This is a genomic window from Roseimicrobium sp. ORNL1 (assembly GCF_011044495.1).
Taxonomy (GTDB): Bacteria; Verrucomicrobiota; Verrucomicrobiia; order Verrucomicrobiales; family Verrucomicrobiaceae; genus Roseimicrobium.
The window spans coordinates 5,954,058-5,974,967 of sequence record NZ_CP049143.1; the positions used below are offsets into that span (position 1 = coordinate 5,954,058).

Genomic DNA, 20,910 nt, shown 5'->3' on the forward strand with positions numbered 1-20,910 from the left:
TGCCGCCGGAGCGTGAACGTAGCAGGCTTCTCCAGAAGCCTTTCCACGCCGCATTCCCCCCTGACTTTCAATGACTTTTAACACACTCAGAGGCACGGTTGTCCGCTCGGAATAATTCAAGATCAACCCGGCTCCTGTAGCAGCAAGGCTTCTGGAGAAGCCTGCTACTTTCTGCTACCCGCAGTACACCGTTTCTACTACGCTGGGATACCATCATGGACGAAACTCCCACCACCACTGAGGCCCGAGCGGAGGAAAAGAAGGACATGCTTGATGCCCTGCTGGACCTCTCCTTCCGCACCGCCATCACCCCGAAGATTGCCCGCTGGCTGTACATCATGGGGCTGGTCGTCTCCGGCCTGCTGGCCGCCAAGTGGGTACTCGCGGCATTCAGCGTGGGCCAGGGCGGCGGCCTCTTTGCAGGTGTCATGTCGCTGTTTTTCGCCCCCGTCCTGTTCGTCATCTACGCGCTCATCACCCGCGTGTTTTTGGAGGTCGTCCTGGCCATCTTTTTCATCGCGGATACGCTCAAGGAGATCGAGCGTGGGAAGAGGTAACCTCGCGTGGGATACGGCAGAAAACCGTCCGGAGGCAAAGTCTGGGATTGGTTTCCTCGTGCCAGTGTGATTCCATCCGCCCATGTCCATGACAAACCGCCAGCGCGCGCAGCTTTTCCATGAAATGGGGAAACTCCTGCGCGCAGGGGTGCACATGGACCGCTCCGTGGATCTCCTTCTGGAGCAGCGCCCTGCAGCGCCCGTGCGGAGCTGGCTCGAGGGCCTGCGCCAGGGTCTTGCCGCGCGACTCACCGTGGCGGATGCCGTGGCCAAAAACGGCTCCACACGTGCCTTGGAAACCAGCCTCCTCGCGGCCGGGGAAAAGGGCGGCAAGCTGGAGGATTCCTTCGACCATCTGGCGCGCTATTACGACCTGCGCCAGCGGAGCCGGGACAAGGCGATTGGCGCACTCATCTACCCCTTCATCCTCCTGCACCTCGGCCTCTTCGTGCCGGACTTCGGCGGCATCATGCGCGGAGAGGGATTCGGCGGACTGATTCCGGACTTCGTGAAACGGCTAATCATCGCCTGGGTCCTGATTCTCGGCGTGGCCGTCATCGCGAAGGCGGCCTTGAAAGCCGCAGGCACGTCCACAGCAGTGGACGGGCTGCTGAACTCCATTCCTCTCGTCGGAGGCGTCCGTCGTCACTGGGCATTGGCACGCTTCTGCCAGGTGTTTCAGACCTGCCTGCTCGCCGCTCTGCGAGTCTCAGACTCCTTGAGGCTGGCGGGAGACGCCTCTCAAAGCGCCGTGCTGAACGACGCCGGAAAAACGGCGGCAGCAAAGGTCGAACAAGGAGAGCAGCTCACGCCCTCCATGCGCGGCACCGGTGCCTTTCCCGTCACCTTCATGCAGTCCGTGGCCACTGCGGAAGAAACTGGCACCATGGACATCGAAATGGGCCGCTGGGCCGCCGCGGAGTCTGAATTGGCCGCCCAGGCGCAAAACCGGGCAGCAGAGTGGCTGCCACGCATCTTCTACGTCATTGTCGTCTTCTACGTCGCGTACCGGATCGTCAGTTCATTTTCGAGCTATTTCACCGAGCTCAACAAGATGTTATGACGCTGGGCCCATGCGGCTCATACTTGCGTGACAATTTAGTTCTTCGCGCGGGCAACCGCGCGCACGATGTTGTACGATATGATGGAAAATCTTGGGCCGGTCATTCTTTGTCCGGCGGCAAGGTGAGCAAATGTTCCTTCAGGTGCCGCTTTCGTAAAACGCGCGACGATCATGAAGACTCCCCCTCCCCCGCTCTGCCACACGCCGTCGATATCCACGCCCATCCATTCATTCACGTCCGGCATTTAACCCCCGAGAACCATGGAATGGATCGTCCTGGCGATTCTGGCGCCCCTGATTGTGGTGCCAGTGGTTCTTCTTTTTGGCTACGCGGGATGCGGTGACTTCATCGCCACCGACATCATCAGCGTGCCAAAGCTGACCTTCTCTTACAAGATCGATGGCACCACGGTCACCCTCACCTGGAGCGCCGGTCCCCCGGGCACCACGAAATACCGGCTCCTCAGGGGACTTGAGGGTGAAAACCTGGAGGAAATCACTCCCGGCCCGGATGCCCAGACGCAGTACGCGGACACCGGTCGCACCGAACTGGCGCGTTACTTCTATGTCGTCTACGGCAAGGATGGCGCCAACAAAACCACCTGCGAGTCCAAGCAGTTGATCGTGGACATCCCTCCGCTGCCCCCGACCAACGTCGCCGCGGCTGCCACCGGGCCCAATACAGTTCACCTCACGTGGAAAAATAATCCAGACGCACGCATGGATCGCGTGGTCATCCGCCGCTTGCACGTGAGCACTGCTGCGGAAGAGGAGACGGACATTCCACGCGCGGAGACCTACGATGACACCACACCCTCCGCAGTGACGGACTTCTCCTACCAAGTCGCTGCCCGCTACAGTGCGGATGATGGCACTGGAATCTCGCTCACCTCCATTTTCGCGCCCGAGCCGCCATTGAGGGTCGATGGCCTGCCGCCTGAGAACTTCACGCTGGCATTTCCCTCCACACCAAACACTCCCAACCGCGTATCTCCCAGCCTTGGAGGCGACTGCATCATCCAACGCATCTCCAAGGACGAACTGCAGGCCGGCGGGAACAGGTTGCGCATCACCTTCCGGGCCACCAATGGGCTGGGCTTCACTGCGGTCACCATCTCCCAACCGGCAAGCACAGGCAACGATTGGGACTCCCACACGGATCTCACCGTGATCGCCACCAATCTCGATCTCTCGGGTGCCCAGCCCATGGTGCGCACGCTCGACTACACCCTGGACGAGGATCAGGACGTTCTCATCGCGTTCAACATGCGACCGGAGGATGATCTCGCCAATGCGCCCATCACGGACAACGTGCCCGGGTGCACCGTCTACTACCTGGCGGACAACCGGGACGCGGTCAAAATCGGCGCTCGCGATCCGAATTTTGCGACGTTCACCAACACCCTGGCGATCGTGGAGAAAATCGAAGTCGTAGTCGCATAACCAACCAGCCATGGCAAACCAACTGACGGGAGTTTTCGATGCGGCCCTGCAGATCAGCGTGCAGCGCCTCAATGGTCTGCTGGCCACCATGCATCAAAACCGCTGGGAGAAGGAGCAGAACGCAGCCTCCAAGCTGCCCACCTTCCCGCACGCGGACAAGATTCGCCTGGGGCCGCCGCCCTTTGGCATCGATCCTCACCTCCTGCGCCTGGCAGTGCAAGCTCATCACCACCAGATGGAGCAAACAGGAAAAGGCTCTGGAATCGGCCTTCCCAGTGTCTCCAGCATGCTGGAAAGCCTGCCTCCAGAGATAGCCGCAGTGGCGGGGGAGAACCTTCCAAATTGGGAGAATCTCACCTCCCTCTCGGCAGACAGCACCAGCATCGCACGCGGGCTGGCTGAGGTACAAATCTCCGCGCCTTTCGTGATCCTCGCCAATGGCGACATCAACAAGGTCACGGTGCATGTCTTCGTACGCGCACGATACCTCGCGGACACTCCCAGCCATCTGCTACCGGAGCGTATTCATGGAGAGGTGCGCATCGGTTATGAATTGAAGCGCGAGGGCAACTCTCTCAAGGTCGTGCCCCCGGAAGACGACAGCAAGGTTTCCTTCATCTCCAACACCACGCTGCCCCACGTCGTCACCGCTGCCATCACGAAGGAAATCGGCATCCTCGTGCGCGAACGCTTCCGTCCCAGCCTGGTGGATTTCACCAGCGACTTTGGCTTCGCGGGCTCATTCAAGGCGATCGGCAGCGGCACCAGCCAGGTGCTCGCGATCCCGATATCCCTCACGGGCGGGGTGCCTGTGGGAAGCGCGAACAGCCTCAACAATGCCTGGCTGGGAAATCAGGACTTCGCCCTCGCGGTGAGCAAGGAGTTCGTGGGAACGCAATTCGAGCCTGCGCTGGCTCCGCTGCGCGGTTTCAGCGTGAGGATCACGGTGAATGTGGATGCCCTGATTTTCGGTTTCAGTGTCGCTCAATTCACGCTGCGCATCCTGGACGCGAGGTTGGAGTGGAGTGCCGGGCTCGTGACGCTGCGAGTCGATGCCAAGCTCCTGGCCTCCGCCATATTTGGATCGATTCAAGAATCGTACGACATCGCCATCACCCAGGGGATGCACTTTCAGTTGGCGCCGCGCACGATCACCCTCACGGCCGTGGACAGCGATCTGAAAGTCACGGGCGCACCAGACGAGTTCGGCATCCCTGACGCAGCGTGGAAGGCGGCACGCGATGCCCGCAATCGAGCCCTGCCCGCGGTGCAGCAGATGGTTCCAAAGATCTTTCAGAACGCCGAGTCCCCTGAGATCGGCAAGGGAGCGCTCCTGCGCATTGGAATCGCCCTGCGTCGGTTCGACCCGGTTCTCGCGGTGGAATACAAGAACATCGAGGTCAATACCAATGGCCTGATTGTGCGCGGCTCCATCTCCGGCGGGAAGCGCATGGCGCCGATTGCCGACATCCGAAGCGCCGACGATGGCGACAGTTACACGGCACTGCATAGCTGGATACCTGGAGGTCGTATCGAAAAGCTGGTCTGGGGCATGTACGAAAAGGTGCCCTTCCAGAAGGCACTCGCGGGCACAGGGCTGTTGTGGACCCTTCCGTGGGAAGGCATGCCCAAGTTCTCCGGAGAGGAGACGGAGCATTTCATGTTCCCCCATGCATGGACGCTGCCTCGCAGCACCACCGTGTGCCTCACCATCTATGGCTCCCGGAGAAATCTCAGAGGCGTGGTGGAAGACGGAGACGAGGTGTGGGGAGCAGACAACACCCACGGGCTGTGCGCGCCGGTCGTGCTCCCACCGATCTTCATTCTGCCGAACTGGAAGAAGTTCGAGATCCCCAACATCTGGCCGGACTTCACCGGTGAACTGATTCTCGAAGATCTCGTCTTTGCCCACATCGACGCCGCCGCACATGACTGGCCCGCGGGTGAACTAACCACCAATCACCTTGTGCATTTCCTGGACTGGAATGCGGAGCAACCCATGCAGGCCATTCATGAGGCCCTGGCTTTGATGAAGAAGAAAAGGTTCGCCCTCACCCTCGTGGTCGTGGTGCCTCAAGGAAGCCTCAAGGTGCATCGCACCGAAATGGAAGCGAAGCTGGGCCTCGACGGGCCGCACGAGAAGGTCGGGCAAAAGGAAGGCCAGTCTCCGGTGCACATCCAGATCGCGGAAGATCTCAACCAGGGCTGGTCCGAGATGTTCCACGCGAGCAGCACACCCGCCACCTTCTTTGTGAATGCCCGGCAGGAGCCTGTCTGGGGCGTCGATGGCGCAGTGGATCCTGGGGAACTCGCAGCCGTGCTGGACAAGGAAATCGTGCCTGCCCCCGCCGCCAAAGGCCGGCTCCCGGAGCCTGCCATCCGCCCCGGCAACCTCCTGCCTTCTATCAGCTTCATCGATGACCAGGGCAGCTTCATACGGCTGGAGGACTTTTCCGAGAAGGAACTGATGCTCTGCTTCTGGAAGTCGACGTCCCAACCCTCTCTCCGCGAATTGCAGCGCTTGCAGGAGATTCAGAAAACCGACGGCGAGCTCATCATCGTGGGACTTTGCGGCGACGAGGACGCGGAGGTCATCTCGCGCATTCGTGACCAGTACCAACTCTCCTTCATCCTGGGGCAGGATCCAGACCGGCACATTGCCCGCAGCCTGAAGGTGCGCTGCTGGCCCACCACCCTGCGTGTCGGGCGGGAAGGCATCCTTCACAGCACCCAGTTTGGCTATCCCATGAAGCAGGGCTTGGGGAAGGAGTGAAGTGTCCGTTGAACCAGCCTGCGTACCAAGGCTTGGGTCACCAGCCAAAAAGATCTCGGTAGGCATTGCCAGCCAAAGACAGGTCGGTTAATGCTCGGACTCCCCCCGGGGAGGTATCAATTTTCCCGGTGTCCGGCGAATATTTGCAATTTGCCCTTGCGTTTTCTGTTCATTCGAACATCATCGGCAAATTACGAGAACCCGTCCACTGAACACTAATCCGACACATTATGGCCCGCGCACCGAAAGAAGCACCCTCCTCTGAAACCGCCGCACAGAACAAGATTGCCGAGGCGCGGGCGCGGAACCTGGACCAAGCCATCCAGCAAATCCAGAAGGACTACGGCGAAGGCGCCATCCTCCGCATGGATGACAGCTCCAAGGTAGACGTGAGCGTCATCCCCACCGGGAACCTCCTCATCGACCAGGCCCTTGGCGTGGGCGGCTTCCCCCGCGGCCGTATCGTAGAAGTGTACGGCCCGGAATCCTCCGGTAAGACGACCCTCACCCTGACGGTCATCGCCCAAGCCCAGAAGACAGGCGGCCTCGCCGCCTTCATTGACGTGGAGCACGCCCTCGACCCCGGCTACGCCCGCAAGCTCGGCGTGAAGATGGAGGAGCTCCTCGTCTCCCAGCCCAGCAGCGGTGAAGAAGCCCTGCGCATCTGCGAAACTCTCGTGCGCTCAAACGCGCTGGACGTCATCGTCATCGACTCCGTGGCCGCCCTCGTGACGCGGCAGGAACTCGAGGGTGAAATCGGCGACGCCACCGTGGGCGCCCAGGCCCGCCTCATGAGCGCCGCCCTGAGAAAACTCACCGCCATCATCAGCAAGGCCCGCACCTGCTGCGTCTTCACGAACCAGATTCGTGAGAAGGTGGGCATCATGTTCGGCAATCCCGAAACGACCCCGGGCGGCAAGGCCCTGAAATTCTACGCCAGCACCCGTATCGACATCCGCCGCATCGGCGCCATCAAGTCCACGGATGGCACGGTCACGGGCAACCGCACCAAGGTGAAGATCGTGAAGAACAAGCTCGCGCCTCCCTACACGGAAGCCGAGTTCGACCTCATGTACAACGAGGGCATCAGCGGCGTTGGTTCCTTGCTGGACCTTGCGCTGGAGTTCGACATCCTACAGAAGCGCGGCTCCTGGATCAGCTACAAGGGCACGCAACTCGCCCAAGGCCGCGACGCCTGCAAGGAAGCCCTGAAGGGTGACGCCACGCTCTACGCCGAGGTCGAAGTCGCCGTGAAGGAGAAACTCGCTGAGAAGAATGGAACCGCCGCAAGCAAGGGCGGTGGCGGTAGCAGCAGCAGCAGTGACGGTGAGTCCGCTGGAGAGTAATCGCGCCTGGCACATTTCAATTTCCTCGTTGCTGGGGACACCGCCTGCATGCCAGGCGGTGTTTTTGTGTTTTGTGATGGCTCACCCTATCCATGTTTTGCAGACGGAAGGGCACGTCGATTCTGATGACTGGTGGGCGGGGCGGTCAAAGATTGGTCTTGTCGACAGTGTCCGCGTGCAGTGAAACTTCACGCAACCTACCGGCTTCGAAGTCCGGTCCTACGACGCCTTCTGATGAAAACACTCATCCTGCTCCTGTGCCTGTCGGTGAGCCTGAGCATGGCCCAAGCTCAAACTGCACCTCCGCGTCTGCTCGTTCGCGCAGATGACATGGGCTATTCCCACGCGGGGAACGAGGCCATCCTGAAAACCTACAAGGAGGGTATTGCGACCTCCGTGGAAGTGATCGTGCCCTCTCCCTGGTTTCCTGAGGCTGTGGCGATGCTCACCGAGCATCTCGAGGTCGATGTTGGCATTCATCTTTGCCTGAGCAGCGAATGGGACAACGTGAAGTGGCGGCCTCTCACGGAGTGCCCCAGCCTGCGCGATGCGGACGGCTATTTCTTCCCCATGATCTTCCCGAACAAGAACTATCCGGGACGTGCGATCGCGGAGAATAAGTGGAAGCTCGAAGAAATTGAAAAGGAGTTCCGCGCCCAGATTGAACTGGCTCTGAAAAAGATCCCCCGCATCAGCCATGTAACACATCACATGGGATGCTCGGAGCTGAACAGTGAAGTCTCATCCATGGCACAACGGTTGGCGAGCGAATACAAGCTTGCTCTTGGGCCGGGTAGTCTGGGAGTGAAACGAGTCAGCTATCAGGGGCCGAAAGGGACCTCTGAAGAGAAGATTTCCAGCTTCATCAAGATGCTCGAAGGCCTCGAGGCAGGGAAGACCTATCTCTTCGTGGATCACCCCGGTCTGGATGTGCCGGAGGTGCGGGCCATCCATCACATTGGCTATGAGAACGTGGCTGTGGACCGTCAGGGGGTGACCGATACCTTCACCAGTCCCCAAGTGCGTGAGGCCATCAAAGCCCGGGGTATCCAGTTGATCGGCTACCGCGACCTGAAGCGGTAGCCGACGTGAGGTCGCGACAGCCACGGGACAACCATGCTCGTTCCCCACTTGCATTCAGGGAGGCCTTCGCCAACGTCCCCACCCTTTTCCATCTCTCCATTTCATGAACACCCCTTCCTTCTCTCTCGCGGATCGTGTCGCCTTTGTTTCCGGAACTTCCCGCGGTCTGGGAGAGCGGTTCGCCCTCACGCTGGCGCAGGCGGGGGCGGATCTGGTGCTGACGAGCCGCACGCTGAAGTCGCTCGATGACATCAAGAAGCGCATCGAGGACATGGGGCGCAAGGTGCTGCCGCTGGAGCTGGACGTACGTTCGCTGGACAGCATCGTGAACGCCGTGCAGGAGGCCAAAGCCTGCTTCAGCAAGCTGGACATCCTGGTGTGCAACGCCGGCTGCAATGTGCGCAAGCCCGCCGTGGATGTGACCTGGGATGACTGGAACCTGATTCTCGATACCAACCTGCGCGGCTCCTTCTTCCTCGCCCAGCAGGCCGCCAAGGAACTCATGATCCCCGCGCAGTACGGCCGTGTGATCCTCATCGGCTCCGTGACCTGCGTGGCAGGTTACGCCGGTCTGGCCCCCTACGGCGCCAGCCGCGGCGGCGTGAAGCAGATGGCCATGGCCCTCGCGGATGACTGGGGTGTCCACGGCATCACCGTGAACGTGCTGGCTCCCGGCTGGTTTAAGACGGCCCAGAACGCCGTCATGTACCAGGACGCCGAATGGGTGGAGTACCTCAGCGACCGCATCCCGCTCAAGCGCCCCGGCTCCATGGACGACCTCGAAGGGCCACTCGTCTTCCTCGCGAGCGAGGAAAGCCGTTACGTGACCGCCCAGACCCTGCTGGTGGACGGCGGCATCAGCGGCGGCGCCACCCGTGCCCTGCCGAAGAAGAAGTAAACCGCAGAGGGACAAGGGGTAAGAGAAAAGGGGCAAGGGAAGGGGGCTCATGAATGCTCCCCTCCCCCGGCGTTTGATTTGCGAAAAGCGCCAGATGACGCATGATGCCTGCCCCAATTCCCACTATGCCTGAAGACGTCATCTCCAATGTTCTCGCTGAGCGCTACGCCACCGCCCCGATGAGGGCCATCTGGTCCGGCGAAGGCAAGGTGCGGCTTGAACGTGAACTCTGGATCGCCGTGATGAAGGCGCAGAAGGACTTGGGCATCAGCATCCCGGACGGAGTCATCGAGAGCTACGAGCGCGTGAAGAACCAGGTGAACCTGGAAAGCATCATGCAGCGCGAGCGCGTCACGCGCCATGACGTGAAGGCGCGCATCGAGGAGTTCTGCGACCTCGCCGGGCACGAGCACATCCACAAGGGCATGACCAGCCGTGACCTCACGGAGAACGTGGAGCAGCTCCAGGTTTTCCGCTCCCTGCAGGTCATCCGCGACAAGGCCGTGGCAGCACTCACGAAGTTCGCCGCTCGCGCCAACGAGACCCGCGACATTCCTTTCACCGCCCGCACGCACAACGTGGCCGCGCAGGTCACCACAGTGGGCAAGCGCATCGCCATGTTCGGCGAGGAAATGCTGGGCGGCCTGCAGCAGCTTGAGAACGTCATCGCCACCTATCCCGCGCGCGGCCTGAAGGGCGCCGTGGGCACACGCCTTGACCAGATCAGCCTCTTCGGTGGAGACGCCGCGCAGGCCCGCTCTTTGGATGCGAAGATCGTAGCGCACCTCGGCCTTCCCGCTTCGCTGGATGCCGTGGGCCAGGTCTATCCCCGCAGTCTCGACTTTCGCGTCATCAGCGCGCTGTGCGACCTCGCCAGCGGCCCTGGAGATTTCGCCCGCACCCTGCGCCTCATGGCCGGGCACGAACTTGCCAGCGAAGGTTTTGCGAAGGGCCAGGTCGGCTCCTCCGCGATGCCGCACAAGATGAACAGCCGCTCCTGCGAGCGCATCAATGGCCTGCACGTGGTGCTGAAGGGCTACCTCGCCATGGCCGCCGGACTTGCCGGTGACCAGTGGAATGAAGGCGATGTCTCCTGCTCCGTGGTCCGCCGCGTGATGCTGCCGGATGCCTTCCTCGCGATGGACGGCCTGCTGGAAACCCTGCTCACCGTGCTGAACCAGATGGAAGTCTTCGAGGCCGTCGTCGCCCAGGAGCTTCAGCGTTACCTCCCCTTCCTCCTCACCACCACCGTGCTCATGGAAGCCGTGAAGACCGGCGCTGGCCGCGAGGAAGCCCACGAGGCGATCAAGGAACACGCCGTGGCCGTGGCCAAGGACCTGCGCACCGGCAAGGTGAGCACGAACAATCTCTTCGACCGTCTCGCTGCCGACTCCCGCTTGGGACTTTCCACGGACCAGTTCGATGCGGTCTTCGAGAAAGGCCGCGCTAACTCCGGAGACGCCGCCGCCCAGGTAGATCACTTCGCGGCAAAGGTCGCCACCCTGGCTGGCAAGCACCCCACGGCGGCTGCCTACGAGCCCGGCTCCATCCTTTGATCCCCGCAGATTGGTATTTTCACCGGGACTGAAACAGGGCAACATGATTCAACGCCCCATTTAATCCCGGGTCCAATCCTCCCCCTCTTCCCACCCTTTCACTTCAGAGACACCGCTGCATCCTGCATGAAAATCGTCGCCATCGTACTTGTCTGCACTCTTATCGGCGTCATGGGCTGGCTGCTTTTCGAATCGAACTCAAAGGCCCGGGGCTTGAGCAACAAACTGGAAATGCTCACGCGTGCGCATGGCAATGATGCCGCAGCCCCCGGCGGCCAGCCTCCGAGCGTGGCTGAGCAGGACTTGATTGCCGGCAAGGAACAGGAACTTTTGAACCAGATGTCGCGCAATCAAGGCTCGCCTGGCGCCATTCCTCCCCCTGTCGGTCGTCCCGCGGGCTCCTACTCCGCACCTGCTGGTTCCCCGGTTGGATCGCTGCCGGGCGCAATGTCGCTGCCTCCCGGGATGAATCCTGCGGATATCGCCCCGCCTCCCATGAGTCCCCGCCAGCGCATGATCTCGGCGGCTCCCACCCTGGCCAAGGTGACGGAGTATCAGAAGGAATTCGGCTTTGTGGTCATCAATGCCGGCAGCAAGCGCAAGCTGGAGAAGGACATGATCTTCTCCATCCGCCGTGGCGGTGCCATCATCGGCCGTATCAAGGTCACGGAAGTGAGTGACGAAGGCTCCGTGGCGGACCTCCCCGTGGATACCGTGCCTGTGGGCGTGACGATTGAAGTCGGTGATGAAGTCATCCAGGACATGCCGCCCGAGGCCTGAGCCACAGGTGACACGCAGGATCGCTAAAAGCACATGAAGCAGCGGCTCGACCACCTGCTCGTGGCGCGTGGCCTTTGCGAATCACGCGAGAAAGGCAAACGCCTCATCCTTGCTGGCGATGTGCTGGTGAATGATGAGCCCGTCACGAAGGCGGGCCAACTGGTGCCTGATGACGCCGAGATCCGCATCAAGGCCCAGCCAAAGTTCGTGAGCCGTGGCGGGTTCAAGATGGAAGGCGCGCTGGAGCATTTCGGCATCGACGTCACCGGCATGACCTGCCTCGACGTGGGCGCTTCCACCGGCGGCTTCACCGACTGCCTTCTGCAACGCGGTGCTGCGAAGGTGTATGCCTTCGACGTCGGCACCAATCAACTCGTGTGGAAGCTGCGCAGCGATCCCCGCGTGGTGTCCCGGGAAAACTACAACGTACGTCACCTCAACAAGGAGGATGTGCCAGAGCCCGTGGACCTCATCGTGGCGGATGTCTCCTTCATTTCTCTCACCCTTGTACTGCCGCCAGCCTTCCAGACATTGCGCCCGGGCGGCCACGCGGTGGTGCTGATCAAACCCCAGTTCGAGTTGAGCAAGGAGGAGATTGGGCGCGGCGGCATTGTGCGTGAGAAAACGCTTCACGAGAAAGCGTGCAAAAAGATCGAGGACTTCGCACGCGCCCAGCCCGGTTGGGAATGGCGCGGCCTCATGGAGTCCCCCATCCAGGGCACTGATGGCAATCGCGAGTTCCTCGCGTGGATTGGCTACCACGCCTGAAGGGAAGGTCTTTGAAAGACCACGGAACAAATCGAGTTCCCATGTCGTTACACCCAGCAGCCCTGGGAGCGCTGGCCTCCGGCCGGCGTATTCCACGCTCAACTCGCTAGAGACCATTCCTATCCGGCAGCACTTTCACCACATGAAGGCCCTTCTCACCCTCACGATCCTCGCCGCCTTCATCACTTCTCTTCCCGCGCAGGAGACCAAACCCATCCGCGTCGCGCTCTACGATGACGCAGGCTCTACTGGAAAAGGCGTGCCGCGTGTCACGGAACTTCTCGGCAAGGACTTCGCCTTCAAACTTACCATCCTTAAAGGCACGGACATCGCCACGGGCGCGCTCAAGGATCAAGACGTGGTCATCTTCACCGGCGGCAGCGGCAGCAAACAAGCCGCAGGGCTCGGCGAAGCAGGCAAAGCAGAAGTCCGCAAGTTCGTGGAAAACGGAGGCGGTTACGTCGGCATTTGCGCGGGAGCGTATCTCGCCTGTGCAGGCTTCGATTGGAGCCTCGGAGTGCTCGATGCCAAGACCGTTTCCAACAAATGGAAGCGCGGCATCGGTGATGTGAAAATCGAAGTGCACGAGAAGGCTCCCGCGGCCACAGGCATCAGCGCCGGCGAGCAATCGATCCGGTACGCGAACGGCCCAATCATCAAGCCCGCCGAACTCGCAGATATTCCCGACTACGAAACCCTCGCCACCTTCCGCACCGAACTCGCGGAGAATGGCAGTCCCAAAGGTGCGATGGTCAACAGCCCCGCATGGGCGCGCAGCACCTTCGGCAAGGGTCGCGTCATCATCTCCAGCCCGCATCCTGAGCAGACAGCGGGCATGGATGCCTTCGTGGCGAGCGCGGTGAAGTGGGCCGCAGGGCGATAAATTCATGGGGCCATGAGCCATCGAAATCGGTGGTTTATGCAGGCAATCGTGGTTAGGCTCCGCCCATGTCGATTGACATTCTTGCCTACAATCGTGAAGCCTGGAATCGCCGAGTTACCCAAGGCAACGAGTGGACAGTGCCCGTCACCGCAGAAGCCATCGCCAAGGCGCGCGAGGGAGACTGGAGCATCGTACTGACTCCACTCAAGCCCGTCCCTGCCGATTGGTTTCCGTCTCTCCAAGGAAAGAAGGTCCTGGGCCTCGCAGCCGGTGGCGGGCAGCAAGGTCCCCTTCTCGCGGCGGCAGGAGGTGAAGTGACCATCTTCGACAACTCCCCCGCCCAACTGGCCCAGGATGATCTGGTGGCGAAGCGTGAAGGCTTGCCCCTCCGCACGGTGCAAGGCGACATGGCTGACCTCTCCATTTTCGGCGACGAAACCTTCGACCTCATCATCCACCCCTGCTCGAACTGTTTTGTACCGGACATCAAACCCGTGTGGCGCGAGGCCCACCGCGTGCTGAAGAAAGGCGGGGTGATGCTCTCCGGCTTCTGCAATCCCATCACCTGGGTGCTCGATCCGGATCTGGAAGCCAAGGGCGTACTTCAAATCAAATACCGCGCGCCGTACTCTGACCTCGAACTCACGGAAGAAGAACGCAGACGTTATACGGATTCGGGTGAGCCGCTCGGGTTCGGGCACACCTTGGAGGATCAAATCGGAGGCCAGATCGCCGCCGGATTTTCCATCACAGGATTCTATGAAGACGCCTGGGCTCCGGAGAAACACCCCCTTTCCGCGAAGATGCCCTGCTACGTGGCTACCCGAGCGCTGAAGGCCTGAACAAGAGGCCAGCGCCCATTCATTGATGCTTGACCGGCGGCCTTCGGACCGTTGACTCTTTTCCCATGCCTCACCCCACCCCTCACGGTCTCCGCAGCGAACTCTGGCTCAACAATCCGGACAACCCCGGCATGACCGCGCTCTATGTGGAGCGCTTGGTGAACTACGGCATCACGCGCAAGGAACTGCAAAGCGGCCGCCCGGTCATCGGCATCTCGCAGACCGGCGGCGATATCGCGCCGTGCAATCGCATCCACCTCGAAACGGTGGAGCGTGCCAAGGCTGGAGTGCGTGATGCAGGCGGCATTCCATTCGTGTTCCCCGTGCATCCCATCCAGGAAACCGTGCGTCGCCCCACCGCTGCGCTGGATCGCAATCTCTCCTACCTCGGCATGGTGGAGGTGATTCACGGCAATCCCTTCGACGGTGTCATCTTCACCACGGGTTGCGACAAGACCACGCCCGCTGCGCTCATGACGGCAGCCACGGTGAACCTTCCGAGCATCATCCTCAGCGGCGGCCCCATGCTGGATGGCTGGCACAAGGGCAACCTCGCAGGCAGCGGCACCATTGTGTGGGAGTCTAGAAAACTCTACGCTGCGGGTAAGATCGATTACGAAGAGTTCATGGATCGCTCCTGCGCGAGTGTTCCCAGCGCGGGCCACTGCAATACCATGGGCACCGCGCTCTCCATGAACAGCCTTGCCGAAGCGCTCGGCATGAGTCTGCCCGGCTGCGCCAGCATTCCCGCGCCCTATCGGGAGCGTGGCCAGATCGCCTATGAAACGGGCCTGCGTATCGTGCAGATGGTGCGGGAAGATCTCACGCCACAGAAGGTGCTCACGCGCGAGGCCTTTGAGAACGCCATCGTGGTAAACTCCGCCATCGGCGGCAGCACGAATTGCCCGCCTCACCTCGTCGCCATCGCGCGCCACATGGGTGTGGAGCTGGACACCGTGGACTGGCAGAAGGTTGGCTATGATGTCCCACTGCTGGTGAACTGCATGCCCGCCGGCAAGTGGCTTGGTGAAGCATTCCATCGCGCCGGTGGTGTGCCTGCTGTGCTGGGCGAACTCATCCGCGCCGGTCGCATCCACGAAGGAGCAATCACCGTGAACGGCAAGTCCATCAGCGAGAACTGCTCGAAGGTGGAAGTCGCCAACACCGACGTCATCCGTCTCTACGCCACGCCTCTGCGTGAGAAGGCGGGCTTCCTGGTGTTGAGCGGCAATCTCTTCGACTGTGCCCTCATCAAGACCAGCGTCATCGGCGAAGACTTCCGCCGCCGTTATCTTTCCAAGCCCGGCAGCGAGAATCGCTTCGAAGGCCGCGCCATCGTATTTGAAGGCACCGAGGACTACCACGAGCGCATCAATGACCCTGCACTGGATATCGATGAGAACTGCTTCCTCGTCGTGCGCGGCAGTGGCAGCATCGGCTATCCCGGCGCTCCTGAAGTGGTGAACATGACACCGCCTGACTATCTCGTGAAGCGCGGCATCACCGAACTGCCCTGCGTTGGCGATGGACGCCAGAGCGGCACCAGCGCCAGCCCCAGCGTACTCAACGCGTCACCAGAGTCCGCTATCGGTGGTGGACTTGCGTTGCTGCAAACCGGTGATCGCATGGTCATCGACCTGAACACCTGCCGCTGCGATGCTCTCGTGCCCGAGGATGAATGGAACACCCGCCGCGCTGCTTGGAAGCCGCCGGTGCTGGAGAACCAGACCCCCTGGCAGGAAATCCACCGCAAGTGCAGCGGCCAGCTCAGTACTGGCATGTGCCTCGACTTCGCGACCTGCTACCGGAATGTGGGTGCCGCGGTGCCGCGGGACAATCATTGAGGCCACCTAACTTGATGAGATGCCAGCCACGACTCAAAAGTAGGAGAGCAGGCAACCTGCGCATGCAAACCTTGGCATGTCGCTCCGTTAGCTCGGTTCGCACATGAACAACCTCGACCTCACCGATCAAGTCGCCGTCATCACCGGAGGCGCACGCGGCATTGGCTACGCCATTGCCCAACGCCTGCTTCAGTCCGGAGCCTCTGTCTCCCTTTGGGATGTGGATGATGCTGCTCTCGAAAGCGCGAAAGCAAAGCTCTCGTCCCTGGGCGCTGTCCATACTGCGAAGGTCGATGTCACTTCGGAGGCTTCCACCCAAGCGGCTGCGGACGCGACAGCAGAGCACTTTGGCTCCATCTCTGTGGTCGTGAATAACGCTGGTATCGCAGGCACCAATGCCAAGACCTGGGAGTTGGATGTCGCCGATTGGCGACGCGTGGTGGACATCGATCTCACCGGCGTCTTCCTCGTCTGCCGCGCGACCATTCCCTATTTGCTGAAGAACGGCTACGGACGTGTCGTGAACATTGCGAGCGTCGCGGGCAAAGAAGGCAATCCCAACGCTGCTCACTACAGTGCGGCGAAGGCGGGTGTGATTGGTTTGACGAAATCTCTCGGCAAGGAACTCGCCACTTCGAACATCTGCGTAAACTGCGTCACGCCTGCCGTGATTGAGACTGATATTTTGAAGCAGCTTACCCAGCAGCACATCGATTACATGCGCTCCAAAATTCCGATGAACCGCTTCGGGAAGGTCGAGGAAGCAGCGTCGCTGATAGGCTGGCTGTGCTCAGCTGACTGCTCGTTCAGCACGGGTGCAGTGTTTGATTTGTCGGGTGGTCGAGCAACCTACTAATCCGTTGAATCTACATGAGTAGAAGTGGGACCGCAGCCTTACTAGTCTCGGCGTTCCTCGTCGGATATGTTGTGTCCTTCCTTTTCTACAAGAAGGAACACTATTACCCTGGTCTTGGTGCCGGTCCCAGTCCCATCTCTACTCTTCGCTGGCGTATTCCAGACACACCAGCTCACCGTGCAATGATGACCCTCTATTGGCCGATGAGACAGATCCCAGTGTTCAGCGGCCCAATAGACTGGATTTGATCACCTCAAGTACAGCGTCCCACCGTCAACGGGATACGCCACGCCAGTGATAAAGCTCGCTTCGTCACTGCACAAGAACACCGCAGCAGCAGCCACTTCCTCTGGCGTTCCCATTCTCCCAATGGGCTGCGTCTTCGACAGCTTCTCAAACATCTCGTCCACCCTGTCCGGATAGTTCTTCTTAATGAAGCCATCCACAAAGGGCGTGTGGATGCGGCCGGGGCAGAGGGCGTTGCAGCGGATGTTCTGCTTCATGTAGTCCTGCGCCACGTTGTAGGTCATGGCAAGGACGGCGCCCTTGCTCATGCTGTAGGCAAAACGATCGCCGATCCCCATGAGCGCGGCGATGGAGCAGAGATTCAGCACCACACCGCCACCATGCGTGAGCATGCGTTTCACGCCCGCTTTCAAACAATGCGCCACGCCTTTCACATTCACGTTGTAGATGCGATCAAGATCGGTCTCTGAAGTATTCAGTACATTGCCCACATGCGCGATGCCCGCGTTGTTCACGAGAATGTCGAGACGCTGCTGGCGTTTCCACGCGGCTTCAAACGCGGCTTCCACGGAACCCGCATCGGCCACATCGCAGGAGCTGGCGGCAGCGCTGCCTCCGGCACTCTTGATTTCCGCCACCACCTCAGCGGCCGTGGATTCATTCAGATCCAGCACCTCCACATGTGCACCTTGTTTTGCAAAGGCCACGGCAATCGCCTTGCCAATTCCGCTGCCTGCACCCGTGATGATTGCTGTTTTGCCGGAGAGAGAGAACATAAGAAGAGATGTGGAGGCGAGCATGACGGGGACTTTCAGTTCGTGCAAGCGCGCACCGCATCTTCACGTTTCCTCCCGCGATGCTTTCTCGTTTCCTTCCCACGATTGTCGCTTGTCTCGCCACTTTTGTGGCAGCGCCATCCATGGCCGCTGAGCCGCCGCCGAACATCGTGCTCATCGTGGCGGATGACCTGGGCTACTCGGACGTTGGGTGCTTTGGTGCACAAGGCATCAAGACGCCCAATCTGGATCGACTGGCAGGCGAGGGCACGCGATTCACCAGCTTCTATGTTTCCCAGGCCGTGTGCACCGCCTCCCGGGCTTCGCTCATGAGCGGATGCTATGCAAACCGCATCGGCCTGCAGGGTGCCTTGAATCACACCAGCCCCAACGGCATCAGTCTGGAGGAACTGCTCCTGCCGGAAGTTTGCAAAGCGCGTGGCTACATCACCGCCTGCTACGGCAAGTGGCACCTCGGGCTCGCTGGTCTTGGTCCGAACTACCATGGGTTCGATGACTTCTTCGGCATTCCGTATTCGAACGACAACGGCCCCTTCCATCCCACCATCAAGAACATGCCTGATCTGCCCCTGCTTGAAGGAGGCGAAACCATTGAGCTCAATCCCGATCAGTCGCAGTTCACCCGTCGGTTCACCGAGAAGGCGGTGTCCTTCATCCGAAAGAGCAAGGGCCGGCCCTTCTTCCTCTATGTGCCCCATGTCATGCCTCATGTACCCATTTTCGTTTCCGAGAAATTCAAAGGACATAGCACCGCGGGATTGTATGGCGATGTGGTGGAAGAACTGGATGACGGCATCGGCCAGATCCTCGCCACGTTGAGGGAACTGGATCTGGAGAAGAACACGTGGGTCATCTTCTTCTCCGACAACGGCCCCTTCCTCAGCTACGGCACCAATGCAGGCACCGCACAGCCCTATCGTGAAGGCAAGCTCACAGCTTTCGAAGGCGGTGTTCGCACACCCTGCATCATGCGCTGGCCCGGGCGCATTCCCGCGGGACGCACCTGTAATGAAATGCTCTCCACCATGGACCTCCTGCCGACCCTGGCGGCGCTGCTCGAACAACCACAGCCCAAGCTCAAGATCGACGGCAAGAACATCCTCCCCATACTGACCAACGAGCCCGGAGCCAAGTCGCCTCACGAGGCCCTCTTCGTTTACAGTGGCACGGAGTTGCACGCCGTGATCAGCGGTCCATGGAAGCTGCACTTCCCTCACCCCTACCTCACCGTGGCTGCCGAACCCGGCCGCGACGGCAAGCCTTCCAACTGGGCGAATCTCAAGCCCGACTCCATCACCCAATCCGGCGTCGAAGGCATCGCCTCACGTCATGGTTATCGCGTCGAGAAGCTGCCGCTGTCTCTCTACAACCTCTCAGACGATCCCGGCGAGCAGAAGAACGTCGCCGAGCAGCATCCTGATGTTGTCGCCCGCCTCAGCGCGCTCGCGGAAACGATGCGCGCGGATCTGGGTGACTCGTTGCAAGGACGCACGGGCGAAGGCGTGCGTCCCGCGGGGAAAGTAGAGTGAAGGAACTGACTGCAGACTCACTGCCATCTACTCACACATCCCCCTTCGTCATCTCTCCGTCCACCATGCGCCAGGCGCCGGTGACATTCTTGTTCTGGATCGCCTGGGGCAGGCAATCATCCGGGAAGCCCTGGTAGCAGACGGGACGGACGAAGCGGTAGATCGCTGCGGTACCGATGCTGGTGAAGTGGCTGTGCGTGGACGAAGGATAGGGACCGCCGTGATGCATGGAGGGACAGACCTCGATGCCGGTGCCGAAGCCATTGAAGATGATGCGGCCTGCCTTGCGCTCAAGAATGCGCACGAGGCGCGCATGCTCGCGGAGGTCATCCTCCGTGCCATGGATAGCGGCGGTGAGCTGGCCATCGAAGCTCTCGGCGATGCGTTCGAGTTCTTCCTTGCTGCCCACATGCGTCACCACACTGCTGGGGCCGAAGACTTCCTCACGCAGGGACTCCTGTCTTTCGAAGTTGGCGGCATCCGTGCTGAAGAGCGCTGCCGTGGCCTGGGAGGCTTCCTTGCTGGCGGGCGTCTGCGAGCGCGCCACGAGGTCCACACCTTGAGTGGCAATCACACGGGCGACACCGGTGTCGAAGGAGTTTGAGATACCGGCATGCAGCATGGAGGTGGGCTGCCATGCCTTCACGAGGAAAGAGGTCTTCTCCATGAATTGCTTCAGTCCATCGCTCTGCACGCCGAAGACGAGGCCGGGATTCGTGCAGAACTGACCCACACCCATGGTGAGCGAAGTGACAAACGCCTCCGCGATCTGCGGCGCCCGCTGCTGCAAGGCGCCGGGCAGGAGGAAGACGGGATTCACGCTGCCCAGTTCACCATAGAAGGGAATCGGATTCGGGCGTGACGACGCCGCATCGAAGAGCGCGCGACCGCCTTTCAACGAGCCCGTAAAGGCCACCGCCGCGGTGAGCGAGTGCTTCACCAGCGCCATGCCGATCTCACTACCCTTGCCATGCACCATGGAGAATACACCGGCAGGCATGCCAGTCTTCTCCGCAGCTTCCGTGATGACGCGCGCGATCATCTCGCTCGTGCCGGGGTGTCCGGGATGCGCCTTCACCACCACGGGACAACCTGCGCCGAGTGCGCTCACGGTATCCGTGCCTGCAACGGAAATGGCGAGGGGGAAATTGCTCGCACCGAACACCACCACCGGTCCCACGGGCACCATCATGCGGCGCACATCCGGCTTCGGCAAAGGAGCACGGTCCGGGATGGCCTTGTCGATGCGAGCCTCCAACCACGTGCCTTCACGGACGAGCTTGGCAAACAGCCGGGCCTGACTGGTCGTACGGCCGCGCTCTCCCGTCACGCGTACCATGGGCAGACCGGTTTCTTCATTGGCCCGCTTCAACAAGTCGTCGCCCAGCGCATCGATGCCATCTGCGATGGCTTCCAGAAAGCTGGCGCGCTCCTCGGGGGTCTTCGCGCGGAACTCATCAAACGCCGCATCCGCCGCCTTCAGCGCGGCATCCGCCTGATCGACCGGGGACTCGTGGAAGACAGGCTCCAGCGACTTCCCCGTGGCCGGATTGGTGGCCGTGAAAGCCTCCCCCGTGGAATCGACTGTCTTGCCTGCGATGATGGACTGTCCGTGAAGCGTCATAGTGCCCCAGTGTCACGATTCA

General features: G+C 60.8%; 18 protein-coding genes. 15 read left to right on the forward strand and 3 right to left on the reverse strand.

Features of this window, described 5'->3' with window-relative positions:
- Nucleotides 1-215 precede the first annotated feature (215 nt).
- Together G5S37_RS23905 and G5S37_RS23910 are read left to right on the forward strand one after the other, a co-directional pair.
- Complete coding sequence (locus G5S37_RS23905) at nucleotides 216-557, forward strand: DUF4282 domain-containing protein (protein WP_165207367.1); 342 nt, start codon at nucleotides 216-218, stop codon at nucleotides 555-557.
- A gap of 82 nt (nucleotides 558-639) precedes the next feature.
- On the forward strand, nucleotides 640-1,620 hold the full coding sequence (locus G5S37_RS23910; protein ID WP_165207368.1) for a type II secretion system F family protein: 981 nt from the start codon (nucleotides 640-642) through the stop codon (nucleotides 1,618-1,620).
- 35 nt (nucleotides 1,621-1,655) lie between these two features.
- Here G5S37_RS23910 and G5S37_RS23915 read toward each other — a convergent pair whose 3' ends face one another.
- Complete coding sequence (locus G5S37_RS23915; RefSeq protein WP_165207369.1) at nucleotides 1,656-1,865, reverse strand: hypothetical protein; 210 nt, start codon at nucleotides 1,863-1,865, stop codon at nucleotides 1,656-1,658.
- 16 nt (nucleotides 1,866-1,881) lie between these two features.
- Between G5S37_RS23915 and G5S37_RS23920 the strand changes: the two genes are divergently transcribed.
- From G5S37_RS23920 to G5S37_RS23975, 12 genes are all read left to right on the forward strand, one after another.
- Entirely contained in the window at nucleotides 1,882-3,063 is a 1,182-nt protein-coding gene (locus G5S37_RS23920) for a hypothetical protein (RefSeq protein WP_165207370.1), read from the forward strand.
- A 10-nt stretch (nucleotides 3,064-3,073) separates the two neighbouring features.
- Complete coding sequence (locus tag G5S37_RS23925; RefSeq protein WP_165207371.1) at nucleotides 3,074-5,836, forward strand: TlpA disulfide reductase family protein; 2,763 nt, start codon at nucleotides 3,074-3,076, stop codon at nucleotides 5,834-5,836.
- Nucleotides 5,837-6,066: 230 nt separating this feature from the next.
- Nucleotides 6,067-7,182 (forward strand): recombinase RecA, encoded by a 1,116-nt coding sequence (gene recA / locus G5S37_RS23930; protein WP_165207372.1) that lies wholly within the window; start codon nucleotides 6,067-6,069, stop codon nucleotides 7,180-7,182.
- 234 nt (nucleotides 7,183-7,416) lie between these two features.
- Entirely contained in the window at nucleotides 7,417-8,265 is an 849-nt protein-coding gene (locus G5S37_RS23935; protein ID WP_165207373.1) for a polysaccharide deacetylase family protein, read from the forward strand.
- A 103-nt stretch (nucleotides 8,266-8,368) separates the two neighbouring features.
- Nucleotides 8,369-9,163, forward strand: coding sequence for an SDR family oxidoreductase (locus G5S37_RS23940; RefSeq protein ID WP_165207374.1), 795 nt, complete (start codon nucleotides 8,369-8,371; stop codon nucleotides 9,161-9,163).
- A 125-nt stretch (nucleotides 9,164-9,288) separates the two neighbouring features.
- Entirely contained in the window at nucleotides 9,289-10,719 is a 1,431-nt protein-coding gene (gene purB, locus G5S37_RS23945; RefSeq protein ID WP_165207375.1) for an adenylosuccinate lyase, read from the forward strand.
- A 126-nt stretch (nucleotides 10,720-10,845) separates the two neighbouring features.
- Nucleotides 10,846-11,499, forward strand: a complete 654-nt coding sequence (locus tag G5S37_RS23950; protein ID WP_165207376.1) for a hypothetical protein — start codon at nucleotides 10,846-10,848, stop codon at nucleotides 11,497-11,499.
- Between the two features lie 33 nt (nucleotides 11,500-11,532).
- Entirely contained in the window at nucleotides 11,533-12,267 is a 735-nt protein-coding gene (locus G5S37_RS23955) for a TlyA family RNA methyltransferase (RefSeq protein ID WP_165207377.1), read from the forward strand.
- A gap of 142 nt (nucleotides 12,268-12,409) precedes the next feature.
- A complete protein-coding gene (locus G5S37_RS23960) occupies nucleotides 12,410-13,150 on the forward strand; it encodes a BPL-N domain-containing protein (RefSeq protein WP_165207378.1) in 741 nt (246 codons plus the stop codon).
- A gap of 65 nt (nucleotides 13,151-13,215) precedes the next feature.
- On the forward strand, nucleotides 13,216-13,992 hold the full coding sequence (locus G5S37_RS23965) for a class I SAM-dependent methyltransferase (RefSeq protein WP_206026120.1): 777 nt from the start codon (nucleotides 13,216-13,218) through the stop codon (nucleotides 13,990-13,992).
- Nucleotides 13,993-14,057: 65 nt separating this feature from the next.
- Entirely contained in the window at nucleotides 14,058-15,836 is a 1,779-nt protein-coding gene (locus G5S37_RS23970; protein WP_165207379.1) for an IlvD/Edd family dehydratase, read from the forward strand.
- A gap of 103 nt (nucleotides 15,837-15,939) precedes the next feature.
- Entirely contained in the window at nucleotides 15,940-16,692 is a 753-nt protein-coding gene (locus G5S37_RS23975; protein WP_165207380.1) for an SDR family NAD(P)-dependent oxidoreductase, read from the forward strand.
- A gap of 248 nt (nucleotides 16,693-16,940) precedes the next feature.
- Here the strand turns inward: G5S37_RS23975 and G5S37_RS23980 are convergent, their stop codons facing one another.
- The gene (locus tag G5S37_RS23980) at nucleotides 16,941-17,738 is read right to left on the reverse strand and encodes an SDR family oxidoreductase (protein WP_206026121.1); all 798 of its coding nucleotides are present in this window, start codon (nucleotides 17,736-17,738) and stop codon (nucleotides 16,941-16,943) included.
- Nucleotides 17,739-17,794: 56 nt separating this feature from the next.
- Here G5S37_RS23980 and G5S37_RS23985 point away from each other — a divergent pair, with 56 nt between their 5' ends.
- On the forward strand, nucleotides 17,795-19,264 hold the full coding sequence (locus G5S37_RS23985) for a sulfatase (RefSeq protein WP_165207382.1): 1,470 nt from the start codon (nucleotides 17,795-17,797) through the stop codon (nucleotides 19,262-19,264).
- A gap of 31 nt (nucleotides 19,265-19,295) precedes the next feature.
- Here G5S37_RS23985 and G5S37_RS23990 read toward each other — a convergent pair whose 3' ends face one another.
- Complete coding sequence (locus G5S37_RS23990) at nucleotides 19,296-20,888, reverse strand: aldehyde dehydrogenase (NADP(+)) (protein WP_165207383.1); 1,593 nt, start codon at nucleotides 20,886-20,888, stop codon at nucleotides 19,296-19,298.
- Between the last annotated feature and the right edge of the window lie 22 nt (nucleotides 20,889-20,910).

What these genes read in the sequence shown, in the direction of transcription:
- G5S37_RS23905 (WP_165207367.1), top strand. Translation starts at nt 216, where the DNA reads ATGGACGAAACTCCCACCACCACTGAGGCCCGAGCGGAGGAAAAGAAG.
- G5S37_RS23910 (WP_165207368.1), top strand. Translation starts at nt 640, where the DNA reads ATGTCCATGACAAACCGCCAGCGCGCGCAGCTTTTCCATGAAATGGGG.
- G5S37_RS23915 (WP_165207369.1), bottom strand. Translation starts at nt 1,865, where the DNA reads ATGCCGGACGTGAATGAATGGATGGGCGTGGATATCGACGGCGTGTGG.
- G5S37_RS23920 (WP_165207370.1), top strand. Translation starts at nt 1,882, where the DNA reads ATGGAATGGATCGTCCTGGCGATTCTGGCGCCCCTGATTGTGGTGCCA.
- G5S37_RS23925 (WP_165207371.1), top strand. Translation starts at nt 3,074, where the DNA reads ATGGCAAACCAACTGACGGGAGTTTTCGATGCGGCCCTGCAGATCAGC.
- recA (WP_165207372.1), top strand. Translation starts at nt 6,067, where the DNA reads ATGGCCCGCGCACCGAAAGAAGCACCCTCCTCTGAAACCGCCGCACAG.
- G5S37_RS23935 (WP_165207373.1), top strand. Translation starts at nt 7,417, where the DNA reads ATGAAAACACTCATCCTGCTCCTGTGCCTGTCGGTGAGCCTGAGCATG.
- G5S37_RS23940 (WP_165207374.1), top strand. Translation starts at nt 8,369, where the DNA reads ATGAACACCCCTTCCTTCTCTCTCGCGGATCGTGTCGCCTTTGTTTCC.
- purB (WP_165207375.1), top strand. Translation starts at nt 9,289, where the DNA reads ATGCCTGAAGACGTCATCTCCAATGTTCTCGCTGAGCGCTACGCCACC.
- G5S37_RS23950 (WP_165207376.1), top strand. Translation starts at nt 10,846, where the DNA reads ATGAAAATCGTCGCCATCGTACTTGTCTGCACTCTTATCGGCGTCATG.
- G5S37_RS23955 (WP_165207377.1), top strand. Translation starts at nt 11,533, where the DNA reads ATGAAGCAGCGGCTCGACCACCTGCTCGTGGCGCGTGGCCTTTGCGAA.
- G5S37_RS23960 (WP_165207378.1), top strand. Translation starts at nt 12,410, where the DNA reads ATGAAGGCCCTTCTCACCCTCACGATCCTCGCCGCCTTCATCACTTCT.
- G5S37_RS23965 (WP_206026120.1), top strand. Translation starts at nt 13,216, where the DNA reads ATGTCGATTGACATTCTTGCCTACAATCGTGAAGCCTGGAATCGCCGA.
- G5S37_RS23970 (WP_165207379.1), top strand. Translation starts at nt 14,058, where the DNA reads ATGCCTCACCCCACCCCTCACGGTCTCCGCAGCGAACTCTGGCTCAAC.
- G5S37_RS23975 (WP_165207380.1), top strand. Translation starts at nt 15,940, where the DNA reads ATGAACAACCTCGACCTCACCGATCAAGTCGCCGTCATCACCGGAGGC.
- G5S37_RS23980 (WP_206026121.1), bottom strand. Translation starts at nt 17,738, where the DNA reads ATGCTCGCCTCCACATCTCTTCTTATGTTCTCTCTCTCCGGCAAAACA.
- G5S37_RS23985 (WP_165207382.1), top strand. Translation starts at nt 17,795, where the DNA reads ATGCTTTCTCGTTTCCTTCCCACGATTGTCGCTTGTCTCGCCACTTTT.
- G5S37_RS23990 (WP_165207383.1), bottom strand. Translation starts at nt 20,888, where the DNA reads ATGACGCTTCACGGACAGTCCATCATCGCAGGCAAGACAGTCGATTCC.